This is a genomic window from Streptomyces longwoodensis (assembly GCF_001514125.1).
Taxonomy (GTDB): domain Bacteria; phylum Actinomycetota; class Actinomycetes; order Streptomycetales; family Streptomycetaceae; genus Streptomyces; species Streptomyces longwoodensis.
Genome location: NZ_KQ948549.1, coordinates 607,933 through 622,389, shown reverse-complemented (window position 1 = coordinate 622,389; position 14,457 = coordinate 607,933). Strand labels below are relative to the sequence as shown.

14 protein-coding genes and 1 pseudogene are annotated in these 14,457 nt (G+C 73.2%); 8 read left to right on the top strand and 7 right to left on the bottom strand.

Annotated features, from left to right (window positions below; all coding sequences use genetic code 11):
- The first annotated feature begins 244 nt into the window (after positions 1–244).
- From AQJ30_RS02800 to AQJ30_RS02780, 6 genes and pseudogenes are all read left to right on the top strand, one after another.
- Positions 245–1,750: a metallophosphoesterase family protein gene (locus tag AQJ30_RS02800; RefSeq protein WP_067228189.1), complete on the top strand. Its 1,506-nt coding sequence runs from the start codon at positions 245–247 to the stop codon at positions 1,748–1,750.
- A 147-nt stretch (positions 1,751–1,897) separates the two neighbouring features.
- Positions 1,898–2,929: an LLM class flavin-dependent oxidoreductase gene (locus AQJ30_RS02795; protein ID WP_067228923.1), complete on the top strand. Its 1,032-nt coding sequence runs from the start codon at positions 1,898–1,900 to the stop codon at positions 2,927–2,929.
- 325 nt (positions 2,930–3,254) lie between these two features.
- Positions 3,255–4,079, top strand: a complete 825-nt coding sequence (locus AQJ30_RS02790) for an NAD(P)H-binding protein (protein WP_211278914.1) — start codon at positions 3,255–3,257, stop codon at positions 4,077–4,079.
- Positions 4,080–4,490: 411 nt separating this feature from the next.
- Positions 4,491–7,283: a serine/threonine-protein kinase gene (locus AQJ30_RS02785; RefSeq protein ID WP_483855232.1), complete on the top strand. Its 2,793-nt coding sequence runs from the start codon at positions 4,491–4,493 to the stop codon at positions 7,281–7,283.
- A 134-nt stretch (positions 7,284–7,417) separates the two neighbouring features.
- Positions 7,418–7,649 (top strand): annotated as a pseudogene (locus AQJ30_RS36440) (IS5/IS1182 family transposase); the annotation flags it as partial.
- A 204-nt stretch (positions 7,650–7,853) separates the two neighbouring features.
- A complete protein-coding gene (locus AQJ30_RS02780) occupies positions 7,854–8,498 on the top strand; it encodes a GAP family protein (RefSeq protein WP_067228185.1) in 645 nt (214 codons plus the stop codon).
- On the opposite strand, the gene AQJ30_RS39075 is transcribed toward AQJ30_RS02780, so the two are convergent.
- The 3 genes from AQJ30_RS39075 to AQJ30_RS02770 form a co-directional block, all read right to left on the bottom strand.
- Positions 8,491–8,829 (bottom strand): DUF1214 domain-containing protein, encoded by a 339-nt coding sequence (locus tag AQJ30_RS39075; protein ID WP_245726810.1) that lies wholly within the window; start codon positions 8,827–8,829, stop codon positions 8,491–8,493. The genes AQJ30_RS02780 and AQJ30_RS39075 overlap by 8 nt on opposite strands.
- Positions 8,748–9,824 carry a DUF1254 domain-containing protein gene (locus AQJ30_RS02775; protein WP_245726778.1) on the bottom strand — a complete coding sequence of 359 codons (1,077 nt, stop codon included), beginning with the start codon at positions 9,822–9,824 and terminating at the stop codon, positions 8,748–8,750. Before AQJ30_RS02775 ends, AQJ30_RS39075 begins: the two co-directional genes overlap by 82 nt.
- Before the next feature lie 164 nt (positions 9,825–9,988).
- A complete protein-coding gene (locus AQJ30_RS02770; RefSeq protein ID WP_067228184.1) occupies positions 9,989–11,008 on the bottom strand; it encodes a TauD/TfdA dioxygenase family protein in 1,020 nt (339 codons plus the stop codon).
- A 139-nt stretch (positions 11,009–11,147) separates the two neighbouring features.
- Here AQJ30_RS02770 and AQJ30_RS02765 point away from each other — a divergent pair, with 139 nt between their 5' ends.
- Positions 11,148–11,978, top strand: a complete 831-nt coding sequence (locus AQJ30_RS02765; protein ID WP_067228918.1) for an aldo/keto reductase — start codon at positions 11,148–11,150, stop codon at positions 11,976–11,978.
- A 27-nt stretch (positions 11,979–12,005) separates the two neighbouring features.
- Here AQJ30_RS02765 and AQJ30_RS02760 read toward each other — a convergent pair whose 3' ends face one another.
- The 4 genes from AQJ30_RS02760 to AQJ30_RS02745 form a co-directional block, all read right to left on the bottom strand.
- On the bottom strand, positions 12,006–12,473 hold the full coding sequence (locus AQJ30_RS02760) for a peroxiredoxin (protein WP_067228182.1): 468 nt from the start codon (positions 12,471–12,473) through the stop codon (positions 12,006–12,008).
- Positions 12,470–12,850 (bottom strand): MauE/DoxX family redox-associated membrane protein, encoded by a 381-nt coding sequence (locus tag AQJ30_RS02755; protein ID WP_067228180.1) that lies wholly within the window; start codon positions 12,848–12,850, stop codon positions 12,470–12,472. Before AQJ30_RS02755 ends, AQJ30_RS02760 begins: the two co-directional genes overlap by 4 nt.
- Before the next feature lie 143 nt (positions 12,851–12,993).
- The gene (locus AQJ30_RS02750) at positions 12,994–13,407 is read right to left on the bottom strand and encodes a VOC family protein (RefSeq protein WP_067228178.1); all 414 of its coding nucleotides are present in this window, start codon (positions 13,405–13,407) and stop codon (positions 12,994–12,996) included.
- Positions 13,408–13,417: 10 nt separating this feature from the next.
- A complete protein-coding gene (locus AQJ30_RS02745; RefSeq protein ID WP_241678818.1) occupies positions 13,418–13,792 on the bottom strand; it encodes a helix-turn-helix transcriptional regulator in 375 nt (124 codons plus the stop codon).
- 166 nt (positions 13,793–13,958) lie between these two features.
- Here AQJ30_RS02745 and AQJ30_RS02740 point away from each other — a divergent pair, with 166 nt between their 5' ends.
- The gene (locus tag AQJ30_RS02740) at positions 13,959–14,402 is read left to right on the top strand and encodes a VOC family protein (protein WP_067228915.1); all 444 of its coding nucleotides are present in this window, start codon (positions 13,959–13,961) and stop codon (positions 14,400–14,402) included.
- The last annotated feature ends 55 nt before the right edge of the window (positions 14,403–14,457 follow it).

Below are 14,457 nucleotides of genomic sequence, written 5' to 3'. Positions count from 1 at the left end.
GCGGTGCGGCAGTTGGGAGGGAGGATGTCAGTCTTGACAGTTCCATGTCAGTCAGACGCCGTCGCATCAAGGGTTATCCCTCTGCGGGAGCCGCCATACCGAGGGGACGTCTCTGCGTCCGCTCTGCGGACCCTCTGAGTTCGCTGTGCGCGCGGGGCGGCCGGGCGCACGCCGACCGGGGCCGCCGACTCGCGTTCCCCGCCCCGCCGTTCCGCACCCGCGTGATCGTTGTTACCGTGCACCGGTGTCCGATTCCTCACGCGATACCGCGGCGGGTGCCGGCTGGGGCGACGCCGAACGGGGCGTCTACCGGCACCTGGTGCCGGAGCGGGTCGAGAAGATCTCCTGGCTCAATCCCCGCCTGCTGTGGGCCGCGCGCAACGGCGTGCTGGCCTCCTGGTTCGGCGATCCCACCGGCCGCACCCGCGACCGGTGGGTGGCACAGCGCGCCGCGGCCGGGGCACCCGCCGACAAGGTGATCCGCCGGGACGACCCCGACCGCTTCTCCTTCATGGTGCTCGGCGACACGGGCGAGGGCGACGAACCCCAGTACGCCGTCGTACCCGGCTTCCTGACGGTCAGTCAGAACACCGCGTTCGCGGTCATCGCGAGCGACGTGATCTACCCGGTGGGCAGCGCCGACGACTACGACACCAAGTTCTTCCGGCCGTACCGGGACTACCCCGCGCCGATCTACGCGGTCCCCGGCAACCACGACTGGTACGAGGGCCTCGGCGCCTTCATGCGGGTGTTCTGCGACGACGCCCCGCCCCTGCCCGCCGAGCCCGCGCCGCGCCCGCCCGGCCGGGCGTGGCTGCGCTCCCTGCTGTGGCACCGGCCCCGCCCCGGCGACGGCCGGCGCCTCGACGCGGCCCGCGCCCAGCGCTCCGCGCCCGCCCAACGGGCCGTGCAGCCGGGGCCGTACTGGGCGATCGACGCGGGTCCCGTGCGGATCGTGGGCATCGACACCGGTCTCCTCGGCACCCTCGACGCCGCGCAGGGCGCCTGGCTGCGCGAGGTCTCCCGGGACCCGCGCCCGAAGATCCTCGTCACCGGCTCACCGCTGTACGTGGACGGCGAGCACCACCCCTGCGCCATCGAGGGCGGCGGCACCGTCGACGAGATCGTCCGCGACCCCGCGCACCACTACGTGCTCGCGATCGGCGGCGACATCCACAACTACCAGCGCTATCCGGTGCGGTTGGCGGACGGCCGCACCCTCCAGTACGTCGTCGCGGGCGGCGGCGGCGCGTTCACCCACGCCACGCACACCATCCCCCGGGTCGACGTCGCCGGGGTCGGCGAGGACGACTTCCGCTGCTACCCGCTGCGCGGCGACTCGCTGGCGTTCTACAGCCGCCTCTACGGCCGCCGGCTGCACCTGCGCCGCTTCTTCACGCTCACCGAGGACGAGGGCGCCGCGGTGATCGCGCGGCGCCTGGGCGTCACACCCGCCCGTGCCCCGGCGCCCGGGACCCGGGTGACCTGGCGGACCCGGCTGGTGGCGAGCCTGCTGGGCGCGGGCCGGCGCCCCGACCGCCGGGCCCGGTTCCGGCTGCCGGTGCGCAAGATCTACACGCAGCTGTTCTCGCCCGGCTCGGCGACCTACAGCCCGCCGTTCTTCAAGTGCTTCCTGCGCCTGGACGTCTCCCCCGAGGCGGTCCGGCTGCGCTGCCACGCCGCGACGGGCAACCGCGCCCAGGAGCTCGACCCACCGGTGGAGGACGAGGTACTGATCCCGCTGGTCTGACGGCCGTGCGCCGAGGTCTGCCGCCGCGCGGCCGGGCCCGGCGGGCCCTCCCGCGCGCTTCACACCGCCGTCATGATCGGAACGTACGATCGACGGCGAACGACGTGAACGGCACGCGCGCCCGTGCCGTGGACGATGGAGGAGCCCGTGCCGTCCAGCCCCCGCCCGCTGCGCAAGCTGGGCTTCCTGACCATCGGCCTGTTCGACGAGGCCGACCCGCGCCGCGGGCACGAGACCACGCTGGAGATCATCGAGCTGGGCGAGCGGCTCGGCTTCGACAGCGCCTGGCTGCGCCACCGGCACCTCCAGTACGGCATCTCCTCCCCCGTGGCCGTCCTCGCGGCGGCCTCGCAGCGCACCCGGCGCATCGAGCTGGGCACCGCGGTGACACCGCTCGGCTGGGAGAACCCGCTGCGGCTCGCCGAGGACCTGGCCACCGTCGACCTGCTGTCCGGCGGCCGCCTCAACCCGGGCGTCAGCGTGGGCCCGCCGATGCACTACGACCGGGTCCGGGACGCGCTGTACCCGGACACCGCCGACGCCGAGGACTTCTCCTACGAGCGGGTGCGGCGGCTGCTGGCGTTCGTGCGCGGCGAGCCCGCGAGCGCGTTCAGCGGGACGGAGGGCTTCGAGGTCTTCTCCGACCGGGTCCAGCCGCAGGCGCCGGGCCTGGGCGGGCGGATGTGGTACGGCGGCGGCAGCCTCGACTCCGCGCGCTGGGCGGGCGAGCACGGCATGAACCTCCTGACGAGCAGCGTCGTCAAGGCCGAGGACCCGGACGGCCCCTGGGACTTCGCCGAGATCCAGCTGTCCCTGGTGCGCGCCTTCCGCGCCGCCCACCCCGACGGCGAGGCGGCCCGGGTGTCGCAGGGACTGGTGGTGATCCCGACCGACTCGGCCACGCCCGGACAGCGCGCGAAGTACGAGGAGTACGCCGCCCGGCGCCTGCCGCGGACGGCCACCCCGCAGGGCCCGGGACGGCTGCTGTTCGCACCGGACCTGGTGGGCCCCTCCGCCGAGATCGCCGAGCGCCTCCACGCCCACGCGGCGTTCCGCGAGGTCGACGAGGTCGCCTTCGCCCTGCCCTTCACCTTCGAGCACGAGGACTACGTCCAGATCCTCACCGACATGGCCACGGTGCTGGGCCCGGCCCTGGGGTGGAAGCCGGCGGAGGGCTAGGGGGTGTCTTGTCGATCAGGCCGGATCAGGGAGCGGTGTCTGGTGCCGTGCATCGCAAGGCGGAGGAGGGCGGCGATGCGGCTCGAGCAACGACCAGTCGCGATTCGGCAGATCCCCCCGACCCATGACCGAACCGACGAGCGCTACTGGATCGTCCTACCAGCCGGCCCGAATGCCGTCCCAGCGCTCCAGTCCCACTCCGCCGGGCCTTCGGAAAAGGTTTTGACGCGCGGTGCACTGTTCGCCGAAGGTGAGCCGGACGTTCGACGCGGGTCGTCCGAGCCGCTGTGCCGACGGCGGCCGCCTCGCGGTAGGGGAGTTGTGCATGATTGTCGTGTCGGCTGCTTCGGGAGCTTTCGGCAGGCTGGTCATCGACCGGCTGCTGGAACAGTGCCCCGCCGACCGAGTCACAGCCGTGGTGCGTGACCCGGGCAAGGCCGCGGATCTCGCCGACCGCGGGGTGATGGTTCGTGCAGGTGACTACGACGTGCCGAAGACGCTGCGTACGGCGTTCGAGGGCGCCAGCCGGCTGCTGCTGATCTCCTCCCCCGAGCTGGACCCCGCCCGGCGTGCCGCTCAGCACCGGGCGGCTGTCGACGCAGCACGCGATGCCGAGGTGGGCTCGATCGTCTACACCAGTTTCCTGGGGGCCGGCACCCAGGCGGGCGGGATCACCGCGGCTCATTACGCCACCGAGCGCCACCTGGCGGCGAGCGGATTGCCCCACACACTGCTGCGTCACCCCTTTTACAGTGAGGCGTTCCTCAACCCGGGCCTGCGCGATGCCGTCGATTCGGGCGAGCTGGCCGACGGCACGGGCGGACGCGGCATCAACACCGCCCTGCGCCGTGACCTCGCCGAGGCCGCGGCCCGTGTGCTGACCGAGGACGGTCACCTCGGCCGCGCCTATGACTTCACTGGCCGCTTGTGGACCTACGAGGACCTCGCCCACGCACTGAGCCGTTCCGGAGGCAGGCCCGTTGTGCGCAGGGACCGGCCCGACCGCGCGCCCGGCGCCCAGGGCTGGCTGGAGGAACAGGTCCGGAGCGGCGCTCTGGAGCAGCAGACCGGCGATCTGTCGCAGGTTCTCGGCCGCCCGGCCACCACCCTCGACGAGGCCGTCGCCGCCGTTCTTGCTCCGCACGCGTAGCTCGGCCATGACGGATCGCACCAAGTCCCGCAGGCCGAAGTCCTCATGCAGGGCGGCGAGCCCGCCGCTTGCGCACCGATGGCCGCCTGCACATGTGTGTGAACCCGCCAGGGAGCGAACGGGTCCGGACCGGTCGCGGGGCCGGGCCGGGTGCAGCGCCTGCAAGACGTGCTGCCCCCGTGTGACTCATCGCTCCGGTGAGCATCGTGGCTTACCTGGCCGTCCGCTCGTGGGAAGCGCTGCGCCGGCGCAGCTGTACCACGGAACATGTGCCCCCTGAGAGCGAGGCACGCACTCTCCCCTGGGGATTACTCGGCAAGCGATCAGGCCCCACCGGAGATTGGGTAGCTTGGATCGGCACGAAGGCCGTACATGTGACGTCTGTTGACGCTCCGACGTGGGGGTGGGTCTGTGGTGAAGTGGGGCAGGCGCAAGGCGAAGGGAACGTCGGACACCGGGGATCGCCCGTTACCACCGGCTGACACCGCGGCGGCTGAACAGGCAGGCCGACGGGGAGACGCCGCCGAGGCCGTGAGCCGCTACGAAGCTGCGGTCGCCGAAGCGGTGCGACAGTACGGGCCCGAGGCCGTCGAGACGCTGGCGGTGCGCCACCAATTGGCGCACTGGACAGGAGAGTCCGGGCATCCCGAACAGGCGGTGGAGCTGTTCGCCCGGTTGCTGGCGGACCGGGAGAGGCTCCAGGGACCGCACCACCCGGACTCCGAACTCGCCCGGCACCAGTTGGCGCACTGGTACGGCAGGGCCGGCCGGTTCCAGGAGGCCGTGGACCGCTACGAGATCATGCGGCGAGTGGCCGTACAACAGGGCCGCTGCGAGACGGCATTGTCCATGATGTGCGAGGTCGGGTACTGGCAGCATCAGGCAGGTGACACCGCGGCCGCGCTGCGTACCTTCGCGGAGATGCTGCGCGGCGCACAGCGGGAACTCGGGCCCACGCACCAGCTGACCGGGATCGCCCGCCAACGCTATGCGGAAGTCGCCGCAGGTCTGCCGTTCGGCAACGAGGGCGGTCACGACGGTCTGCAGAACCTCATCGCAGCAGCGGCAGAAGTCGAGGCCTCCGGTGACTTCCGCCGGGCCGGGCGCCTGTACGGCCAGATAGCGGCCCAGTCCGAGAACCTTTACGGACACGCCAGTGCGCAAACTCTCTCCGCGCTCGTCGCGCAGGCCAAGGCCGCGGTGAACGCGGGGGACCACGCGGAGGCGGCCGAACGCTTCGACGCGGTCCTCGCCTGCATGGCCCTGCAGGGACGCGGGCCGGGAACTCGCGAGTACGACATCCTTCTCGGCCAGCGCGAAGAGCTCGCCCGCAGCGCCGCACACGTCACCTTCCGCATCGGGCAGCAAACCGGAACGCTGTTGGGGCAGAAGGTGCAGGCCGCGCCCCAGACGGCGTGCGGTGTCCTGGCACGCCGGCCGGACACCGCGCACACCACGTGTGTCGCCGTCGTCCTCGACGGGACGGACAGCCGTGCGCCGGACCAGGTCACCGCGGAGCAGTGGTCGGCGGTCATACGTCACCTGACGGAGCAGCGTTGGGAAGCGACGGCGCTGTACTTCGCCCGCCCGGACCGTCGGCCCTGGGCCGCGGACGCCCGACTGTGCCGTCGTCTGGGGCTGTTGGGGGTGTACGTGTCGAGCATGGACTCCTCGAATGTCCAGGTGGAGGCCTACACCTTCACCGGTGCTGAACCGGTGTACGCCCCCGTGGTCGTCGTACCGGAGGAGTCGGCTGCTCCGGAGCAGGCAACCGCACAGCTCGCAGCCGGTGGCGTGACGTTCCACCCGGGAGCCCAGGCGTTCGGGCAGTGGCGGGAGGTGGGCCGGGTGCGGCCCGCCACGGACGCGGAGGGACCGTCCGCGTTCGGCAGGTACGACGTACTGGAGCGAGTGGGCCGGGGCGGCTTCGGCGACGTCTACCTCTGCCAGGACCCCGACGGTGTGATGGTTGCGGTGAAGACCCTGCACGCCCGGTACGCGAACGTTCCCACCGTCAGACAGGGCTTCGCCCACGAGGTGCAGGCGGCCCAACGGGTCAGCGGACGGTTCACCGTGCCGGTGATCGCCGCCGACCCCGACGGCGACACGCCGTGGATGGCCGTGCCGTACGTGGCCGCCCCCTCGCTCCAGGAACTCCTCGAGCAGAGCGGCACGCTCGACGAGCCGACCGTACGAGGACTGGGAGCCGGCATGGCGGCCGCTCTCGGCGCCATCCACGCGCAAGGGATAGTCCACCTCGATCTGAAACCGGGCAACGTCCTGCTCACGGCGGACGGGCCGCGCGTCATCGACTTCGGCATCGCACAGATCGAGCAGCTCACCGAGCCACGCCGCGGCTTCGCTGGAACCTACGCCTACGCGTCGCCCGAACAGCTGCGCGAGCAGCCTGTGTTCACCGCGGCCAGCGACGTGTTCTCCCTGGGAACCGTGCTGGCCCGACTGGCGCTGGGGCGCAGTCCCTGGGGCGGGGACACGGCGACCGCCGTCGCCAACATCCGGTCCGGCACACCGGATCTGCGCGGACTGCCCTCCGCACTGCACGACGTGGTGCGCTCGTGCCTGCAGCTCGATCCGGCACGGAGGCCGACGCCCCACGAGGTGGCCGAGGCCCTGCAACCCGGAGTGGCGGACGGCGATCTCGGCCCTCTCCCCCTCTCGCAGGAGGCCCAGGAGCTCGTCGCCGCGTATGCCACGATGCCGGCCACCCGCTTCTACGAGACGCTCGCCGACACGAGGGCGAGGGCTGCTGCCGAGGGTGACGTGGCCCCGACGCGCGCGCTGTCGACCGGCGCGCTCACGGCGCCTGTCGCCGACAGCCTGGAAGGCGAGGGTGTCCGGCGTGCCATGCCCTTCCGCGACACGGCACCTGCACGTAGCACCGCCGCAGAGCTCGAAGCGCGGATCCATGCGTGGGAGCAGGAGGCCGAGAACCGGGAGATGGCGCAGACGCGTCACGAATGCGGCGAGTTCATGCAAGAGGCGCGTACCCTCCTCGGCGCGGCGCACCCCCTGACGCTGCGACTGCGCGTCTCACACGCCATGCTCGGCTGCGACCAGCCCGGCGGGGTGGCCAACGCCGAACGGGTGGTCGGGGAGGCGGTCAGACACCTCGGTGAAGCGCATCCCACTGTGCGGGACGCTCGCGTACTGCTGGAGATGCTGAAATCGACCGGAGGAACGTGAGCTCCCGCGTCTGTGAGCACGGGTACGCGGGCGCTGAGTGCGCACATGGCCCTCGGTCATGGGTCGGGGGGATCCGACGAATCGCGAGTGGTCGTTGCTCGAGCCGCATCTGCCACCTCTGGGTGGCCGGGGCGGACCGGATCCGGGTCCCTCGCCCGCTGGGCGGGCGGCCCCGGACCCGGCCCGACCACGTCAGCGGCGACAAGGCACACAACTCACGCCGCAACGGCCGCTCCCTGCGAAGACGCCGCATCCGGCACACGATCCCGGAACTCCCGCGCGGTCGCGACTCGTTACGACAAGCGGGCCTACGTCTTCCCCGGCACCGTCACCACCGCAGCAGTCCGGCTCCGGCTCCGCCAGTGATCCGCCGAACAAGAACCTGGTCCCGCGTCCGGACAGTAGGCATCCGTGTCACGGACCCGCGGCGCGGGCGTGGCCTGCTTGACCCGTCGGGGCGCCCCCTGCACAGTCGGGACGCGGGACCGTGACGGCCCGCTCCCCCTGCCGTTCGGCCCCCGCCCCCGCCCGGGTCGTGCACGGCCCCGACACCCGGGAGTGACTGGTCCGATGGTCCTCGACCTGTTGGTGATCGGTACGGCCATCACCCTGGGGCCCCTGCACAACAGCGCCTTCATCCTGCTGCTGTCCGCGCGGCGCGGCGTCCGTCTGGGTCTGGCGTTCCTGCTGTCGTGGCTGGCCAACCTGATCGCCGTGGTCGCCGTCGTGGTGCTGCTGACCGGGGGCCGGCCCCCGGCCCGTCACAGCGCGCCCTCCACCGCCGGGATCGCCGCGAAGCTCGCCATCGGCGTGGCGCTGGTGCTGTACGGCGCGCACCGGCGGCGCCGCCCGCCCCGCCCGCACGGCCCACCCCGCTGGGCCGCCCGGATCGACAACGCCTCCTGGATCTCGGCCGCGGGTCTCGCCTGGCTGGTGCAGCCCTGGGCACTGGTCGGCGCCGGGGCCGCCACCGTCCTCGAGGCGCACCTCTCCACCGTCGGCGACTGGCTCGCGCTGACCGGCTACTGCCTGCTGGCCACGCTCAGCCTCATCGTCATGGAGATGTACGCGGTCTGGGCGCCGACGGCCGCGGGGGCCCGGCTGAACGCGCTGCGGACCTGGCTGGGCGGGCACCAGGAGCAACTGATCGTCACGCTCTCCCTCCTCGCCGGCCTGTGGCTGACGGGGGCGAGCATCTTCCAGCTGGTCAGCTGACGTCGGTGCGGCGCAGCGGCGGCGGGGTCCAGTCGCCGGTGAGGGCGGACTGCCGGGGCCAGTACAGCCGCAGGAAGACGTGGAAGCTGCCCGCGGGCGCCGGGAGCCAGTTGCTCTCGCGCTCGGGGCCCGGGTTCTCGTGCTGGACGTGGATGTCCAGGGAGCCGTCGGCGTTGGTCCGCAGGCCGCTGCGGTCACCGATCGCGTACCGGTCCAGCGGGTTGTCGGCGAACAGCTGGCGCTCGTTCATCATCGTGAGGGACCAGAAGCCGTCGACGGGCGGGGTCGTCCCGGCGTCGAAGTGCAGGACGTAGGTGTGGGCGCCGTCCAGGGGGCGGCCGTCGGCGTCGGTGGTGGCGTGCGGGTAGAGGGCGTCGGCGTCGAGGTTCGCCCGTACCCGAAGCGGGTGAAGACCGCGCGCTTGGTGTAGTCGGTGCCGTAGTCCCCGAGGCCCCGGTGCACGGTCCAGCCGCCGGCGTTCGCGGACTCCGCCCGGGCGAGCAGGTCGCGCAGGGTCTCCGGGCCCCGCCGCGCGCCCGCGTCCAGGGCGGCGATCTCCTCGGCGGCCGGCTCGTCCGGGCTCCCGCCGGGCACGATGCCGAGTTTCGCGAGGCGGCCGAGGAGCGGTGCGTCGGCGGGGTCGGGCGGGTTGTCCACCATCAACCGGTTGAGCAGGGTGGCGTACTCGCGGCCGCCGAGCGCGTGGACCTGGTCGACGGGCGGCGTCGTGGTGTCGGCCCCGGCGGGGACGGGGACGTCGGTGGGGGGCGCGTAGGTGTCGGGGTCGCCGGTCCACTCCGACAGCGGGATCAGCCGTGTGGCGTCCTGGAGCCGGTTGACGGCCGGGAAGTCCGACGGGCCGCTGGTCGCGTACCGGGCGATGATCCAGTTGGTCGCGGTGGGCGACCTCAGCAGGGTCAGCCCGGGCGGGGTGGGCTGCGACCAGGACGGCCCGGCGATCAGGAACGGCCCCGCGGACGAGCCGTGCGTGCGCCGGCCGACGACGGCGCAGACGTCGGACCAGGCGTCCAGGACCGGGACCATCCAGAAGCGGTCGCCGAAGTCCGGCAGGGTCAGCACCAGGGGCTGGTCGGACAGGTCGAGCCAGGCGCTGGAGTACAGGGTGTCGGCGTTCGGCGAGACGACCTCGGTGAAGTCGGCGTCCGGGGTGGAGCGCATGGAGCAGAACTGGTTGACCGGGGCCTTGCGGCGCTCGTCGTCCCGGGCCGGGACCGCCGTCATGGCGGCCTTCACGGCCGCGGTGACCAGCGGGTACCCGTAGAGCCAGGCCTGCGTGGCCAGCTCCTCCCTCGACTCGTCCGTCATCGGCTTCTCCCAGGTGCTCCGGCGGATCCCGTCCGGGCCCGACGCTACGAGCGCCACCCGGCCCCGCGCGGCGGGCCCGCCGAACGGGGGACGCGGCAGGGACGGAGCGGCCCGAGCCCTGGGGACGGGGCGCTCGCCCGCCGAGGACGCGGTGCCCCGTCCCGTCACCACCTCCCGGGCGCGGTCCCCACGACCGGCTCGGCCGGCCGGCCGTCCACGCCGACGGGTACGTCCCCGGCGAGCATCACCCGGTGCATGGTCCGGGGGAAGTCCAGGTGGGCGGTGTCGGAGGGGGCGAGGTGGACGGTGGCCCGGTTGTCCCAGAAGGCGACGGTGCCCGGCTGCCAGCGCAGGCGGACGGTGTACTCGGGCCGCACCACCTGCTCCAGCAGCATGTCGAGGACCGCCCGGCTCTCGGGCCGGGACAGATCGGTGATCTGCTCGACGTAGTAGCCGTTGACGAACAGCACCCGCTCGCCCGTCTCGGGGTGCACGCGCACCAGCGGGTGCACGGAGGCGACCTGGCGCTCCAGCAGGTGCCGCACGTAGGCGTCGTCGCCGGGGCGGGGCTGGTAGCCGACCCCGAGCCGGTGCTCGGCGCGCAGGCCGTCGACGAACCGCCGTACGGGCGCGGACAGTCCCTCGTACGCGGCGGCCAGGTTGGCCCACGTGGTGTCGCCGCCGTAGGGCGGGACCGTCTCGGCGCGCAGGATCGTGAAGGCCGGCGGGTCGACGCGGGCCCCGTGGTCGCAGTGCCAGCCGCGCAGCAGCGTGTGCCGGCGCCGTGCCAGCCACTCCTCGTGCTCCATCCCGAACCGCCCGCCCAGCTCCAGCCGGTCGGCGGTCGTCTCCACCTCGGGGAACGCGGCCGGTGAGGCGCTGCCGCGCCGGGGCAGCACGACCGGCTCCCCGAAGCGGCGCGCGAACGCCACGTGCCCGGCGTGGTCCAGGGACTGCCCCCGGAAGAACACCACCTTCCAGCGCAGCACCGCCGCCCGGACCGCCGCGACGCGGGCGTCGTCGAGGGGGCCGGCGAGGTCGACGCCCTCGATGTCGGCCCCGATGTGCCCGGCGGCCGGTGTCACCGAGATCCCGGCCGCCTTCGCGGCCGTCTCCCAGTCCGTCGTCCCCTGGTCCGTCGTCCCCTGTGCCGTCGTCCCCTGCGTCGTCCGGTCCGTCGTCATGCGCGCTCCGTGATCGTCGGTACGGGTCGACAGGATCGTGTCAGTGATCGGCGCCGGTGGCGACCACCCGTCCGCTTGATCGGTCCCGCGGCCGTCACGGAGGCTGGGGGTGTACGACACCGTCGAGGGAAGGCCGCACGTGAACAGCACCCCCACCCACACGCTCAACGACGGCACCACGCTCCCGGCCGTCGGCCTGGGCACCTGGCCGATGGACGACACCGAGGCGGAACAGGCGGTCGCCGAGGCGCTCGGCCTGGGCTACCGCCTGGTGGACACGGCGACGAACTACCGCAACGAGACCGGGGTGGGACGCGGCCTCGCGCACGCCGGCGTGGACCGCGGGGAGATCGTCGTGACGACGAAGCTCCCGGGCCGCCACCACGGCTACGAGGAGACCCTCGCCTCCTTCGAGGAGTCGCGCCGCCGCCTCGGCGTGGACTACGTCGACCTGTACCTGATCCACTGGCCGCTCCCCCGGGTCGACCGGTACGTCGACTCCTGGCGGGCCATGATCAAGCTCCGGGAGGACGGCCTGGTCCGCTCGATCGGCGTCTCCAACTTCACCGCCGGGCACATCGAGCGGCTGGAGGAGGAGACCGGCGTGCTGCCCTCGGTCAACCAGATCGAGCTGCACCCGCTCTTCCCGCAGGACGCGCTGCGCGCCTTCCACACGTCCAAGGGCATCGTCACCGAGAGCTGGAGCCCGCTGGGCCGGGGCTCGGAGCTGCTGGAGGACCCGGCGGTGGCCTCTGTCGCCGAGGCGCACGGCGTGACACCGGCCCAGGCGGTCCTGCGCTGGCACGTCCAGCTCGGCGCCGTGCCCATCCCCAAGTCGGCGGACCCCGGGCGGCAGCGGGCCAACCTGGACGTGTTCGGCTTCGAGCTGGACGCCGGCCAGCTGGCGGCGATCGGCGGGCGCCCCCACCGGCGGCTGGGCGGGGACCCGGAGACCCACGAGGAGTTCTGACCGGCCCGGTACGGCGCCCTCGGGCCCCTAGCCGCGGTGGGCCCGCACCGCGGCCAGCGCGCGGTCCGCGTGGGTGTTCATGCGCAGTTCGCTGCGCACGACCTCCAGGACGGTGCGGTCCGGCCCGATGACGAAGGTGACCCGCTTGGTGGGCGCCAGGGAGAAGCCCCGCTTCACACCGAACCGCTCCCGGACCGCCCCGTCCTCGTCGGACAGCAGCGGCATGCCGAGGGTGTGGCGCCCGGCGAACTCCTGCTGGCGGTCGACGGGGTCCCCGCTGACGCCGACCGGGCGCGCGCCCGCCTCGGCGAACTCGGCGGCCAGGTCACGGAAGTGGCAGGCCTCGGCGGTGCAGCCCGGGGTGAGCGCGGCGGGGTAGAAGAACAGCACCACCGGCCCGTCGGCGAGCAGTTCGGACAGCGTGCGCACGGTGCCCGTCTCGTCGGGCAGGGCGAAGTCCTCGACGCGGTCGCCCACCTGCGGCGCCCGGGTCACGACCGGCCCTCCGCGCCCGCCGCGACGCCCCGCGCCCACAGCACGAGCGGCACCTGCAGCGGCAGGCGCGCGAAGGCGGCGGCCTTCTGCGGGGTGGGGCGGTGGCGCCAGTCCAGCGCCATCTTCACGTTGGCCGGGAACACCCCGGCGAAGAACGCCGCGGTGGCCAGCGCGGCACCGCGCCGGGTGCGCGGCAGAGCGAGACCGGCCGCCAGCGCCAGCTCGGCGGCGCCGCTGGCGTAGGTCCAGGCGCGGGGCGTGCCCGGCAGGGCCTCCGGCACGATCGCGTCGAACGGGCGGGGGGAGGCGAAGTGGGCGGCGCCGGCGACGGCCAGCAGGCCGGCGAGCAGCAGGGGTGAGCGTTCGGACCGTGACACGGTTCCTCCTCGGACGACCAGGCACGCGATATTACTGGACGGTACGCACCCGTCGGGCAGCGGCCCCCTCGGGCCGGCTCACCCCTCGTCGGCGTCGTGCGCAAAGTAAGTTGCCCGCCGTGCCAAGTGCCTGACCGCCGGGCCTACTTGAGCGGCTGGGTGAAGCGCAGCAGGTTGCCCGCCGGGTCGCGGAACGCGCAGTCGCGCATGCCGTAGGGCTGGTCCATCGGTTCCTGGAGCACCTCGGCGCCCGCGCCGCTGATGCGCTCGAAGGTCGCGTCGCAGTCGTGCGTCGTGAAGATGACACCGCGCAGCAGGCCCTTGGCCATCAGCTCCGCCATGGTGCGCCGGTCGTCCGGCGAGGCGTTGGGATCGGCGAGGGGCGGCTCCAGGACGATGTTCACGTCCGGCTGCTCGGGCGACCCGACGGTCACCCAGCGCATCCCCTCGAACCCGACGTCGTTGCGCACCTCGAGACCGAGCACGTCCCGGTAGAAGGCGACCGCCGCGTCGGGGTCGTCGACGGCGATGAAGCACTGGGAAAGCTTGATGTCCATGCCGCCGAGGCTACGGCCCGGCGGGACGGCCCGCTTCTCCGTTCCTGACCGGACGCGTGTGGATCTTGGCGATGCACGCGGGGATGGCGGCGCCGTCCTCGTGGTCGCGGGCCCGGTAGGCGCTCGGGCTCTCGCCGACCAGCTCGGTGAACCGCGAGCTGAACGACCCGAGCGACGTACAGCCGACCGCGAAGCAGACCTCGGTCACCGTCAGGTCGCCGCGCCGCAGCAGGGCCTTGGCCCGCTCGATGCGGCGGGTCATGAGGTAGCTGTACGGCGTCTCGCCGTAGGCGGCGCGGAAGCTGCGGGAGAAGTGGCCCGGGGACATCAGCGCCTCGCGCGCGAGCGCGGGGACGTCGAGCGGCTGCTCGTAGTCGCGGTCCATCCGGTCGCGGGCCCGCCGCAGCCGGACGAGGTCGTCGAGGCTCTGCCGTTTCACCCCCCGAGTCTCGCACGGCGCGGCCGCCGGGACCGTCCCTCCGGCCGGATCCGGGCGGACCGGTCAGGATCGGAGAAGCGCCGGCCGCTGCGGCGCTCCTAGCGTGGTCGGCATGGAGCTCATCGTGCAGTGGACCTTCCTCCCCCACGACGACCCCGACGACGCGCTGGCCTTCTACCGCGACGCCCTCGGCTTCGAGGTCCGCGCCGACGTCGGCAGCGGGGCGCGGCGCCGGATCACGGTCGGTCCCCCGGGGCGCACCGGCACCGCGATCGTCCTGGAGCCGCCGGGCGCCACGCACGGCGTCACCGACGACGAGCGCCGCACCATCGCCGAGATGATGGCCAAGGGCACCTACGCCCGGATCGTCCTGGCCACCGACGACCTGGACGCCGCCTTCACCCGGCTCCGGGCGCGCGGCGCCGAGGTCGTCCAGGAGCCGGCCGAGCAGCCGTGCGGGGTCCGCGACTGTGCCGTCCGCGACCCCGCGGGCAACCTCGTGCGCATCACGGAGGTCGGCGCCGACGCGCCGCTCATCGACCTGCTGTTCGGATGAGCAGTGGCCATACTGCTCGACAAGCTGATCGGATCGGGCGCGGCGACGCACGACG

Excerpts from the sequence above, each read along its gene's own strand:
- AQJ30_RS02790 (WP_211278914.1), top strand. The coding sequence starts at position 3,255 with ATGATTGTCGTGTCGGCTGCTTCGGGAGCTTTCGGCAGGCTGGTCATC.
- AQJ30_RS02780 (WP_067228185.1), top strand. The coding sequence starts at position 7,854 with ATGGTCCTCGACCTGTTGGTGATCGGTACGGCCATCACCCTGGGGCCC.
- AQJ30_RS02775 (WP_245726778.1), bottom strand. The coding sequence starts at position 9,824 with ATGACGGACGAGTCGAGGGAGGAGCTGGCCACGCAGGCCTGGCTCTAC.
- AQJ30_RS02770 (WP_067228184.1), bottom strand. The coding sequence starts at position 11,008 with ATGACGACGGACCGGACGACGCAGGGGACGACGGCACAGGGGACGACG.
- AQJ30_RS02750 (WP_067228178.1), bottom strand. The coding sequence starts at position 13,407 with ATGGACATCAAGCTTTCCCAGTGCTTCATCGCCGTCGACGACCCCGAC.
- AQJ30_RS02745 (WP_241678818.1), bottom strand. The coding sequence starts at position 13,792 with ATGGACCGCGACTACGAGCAGCCGCTCGACGTCCCCGCGCTCGCGCGC.
- AQJ30_RS02740 (WP_067228915.1), top strand. The coding sequence starts at position 13,959 with ATGGAGCTCATCGTGCAGTGGACCTTCCTCCCCCACGACGACCCCGAC.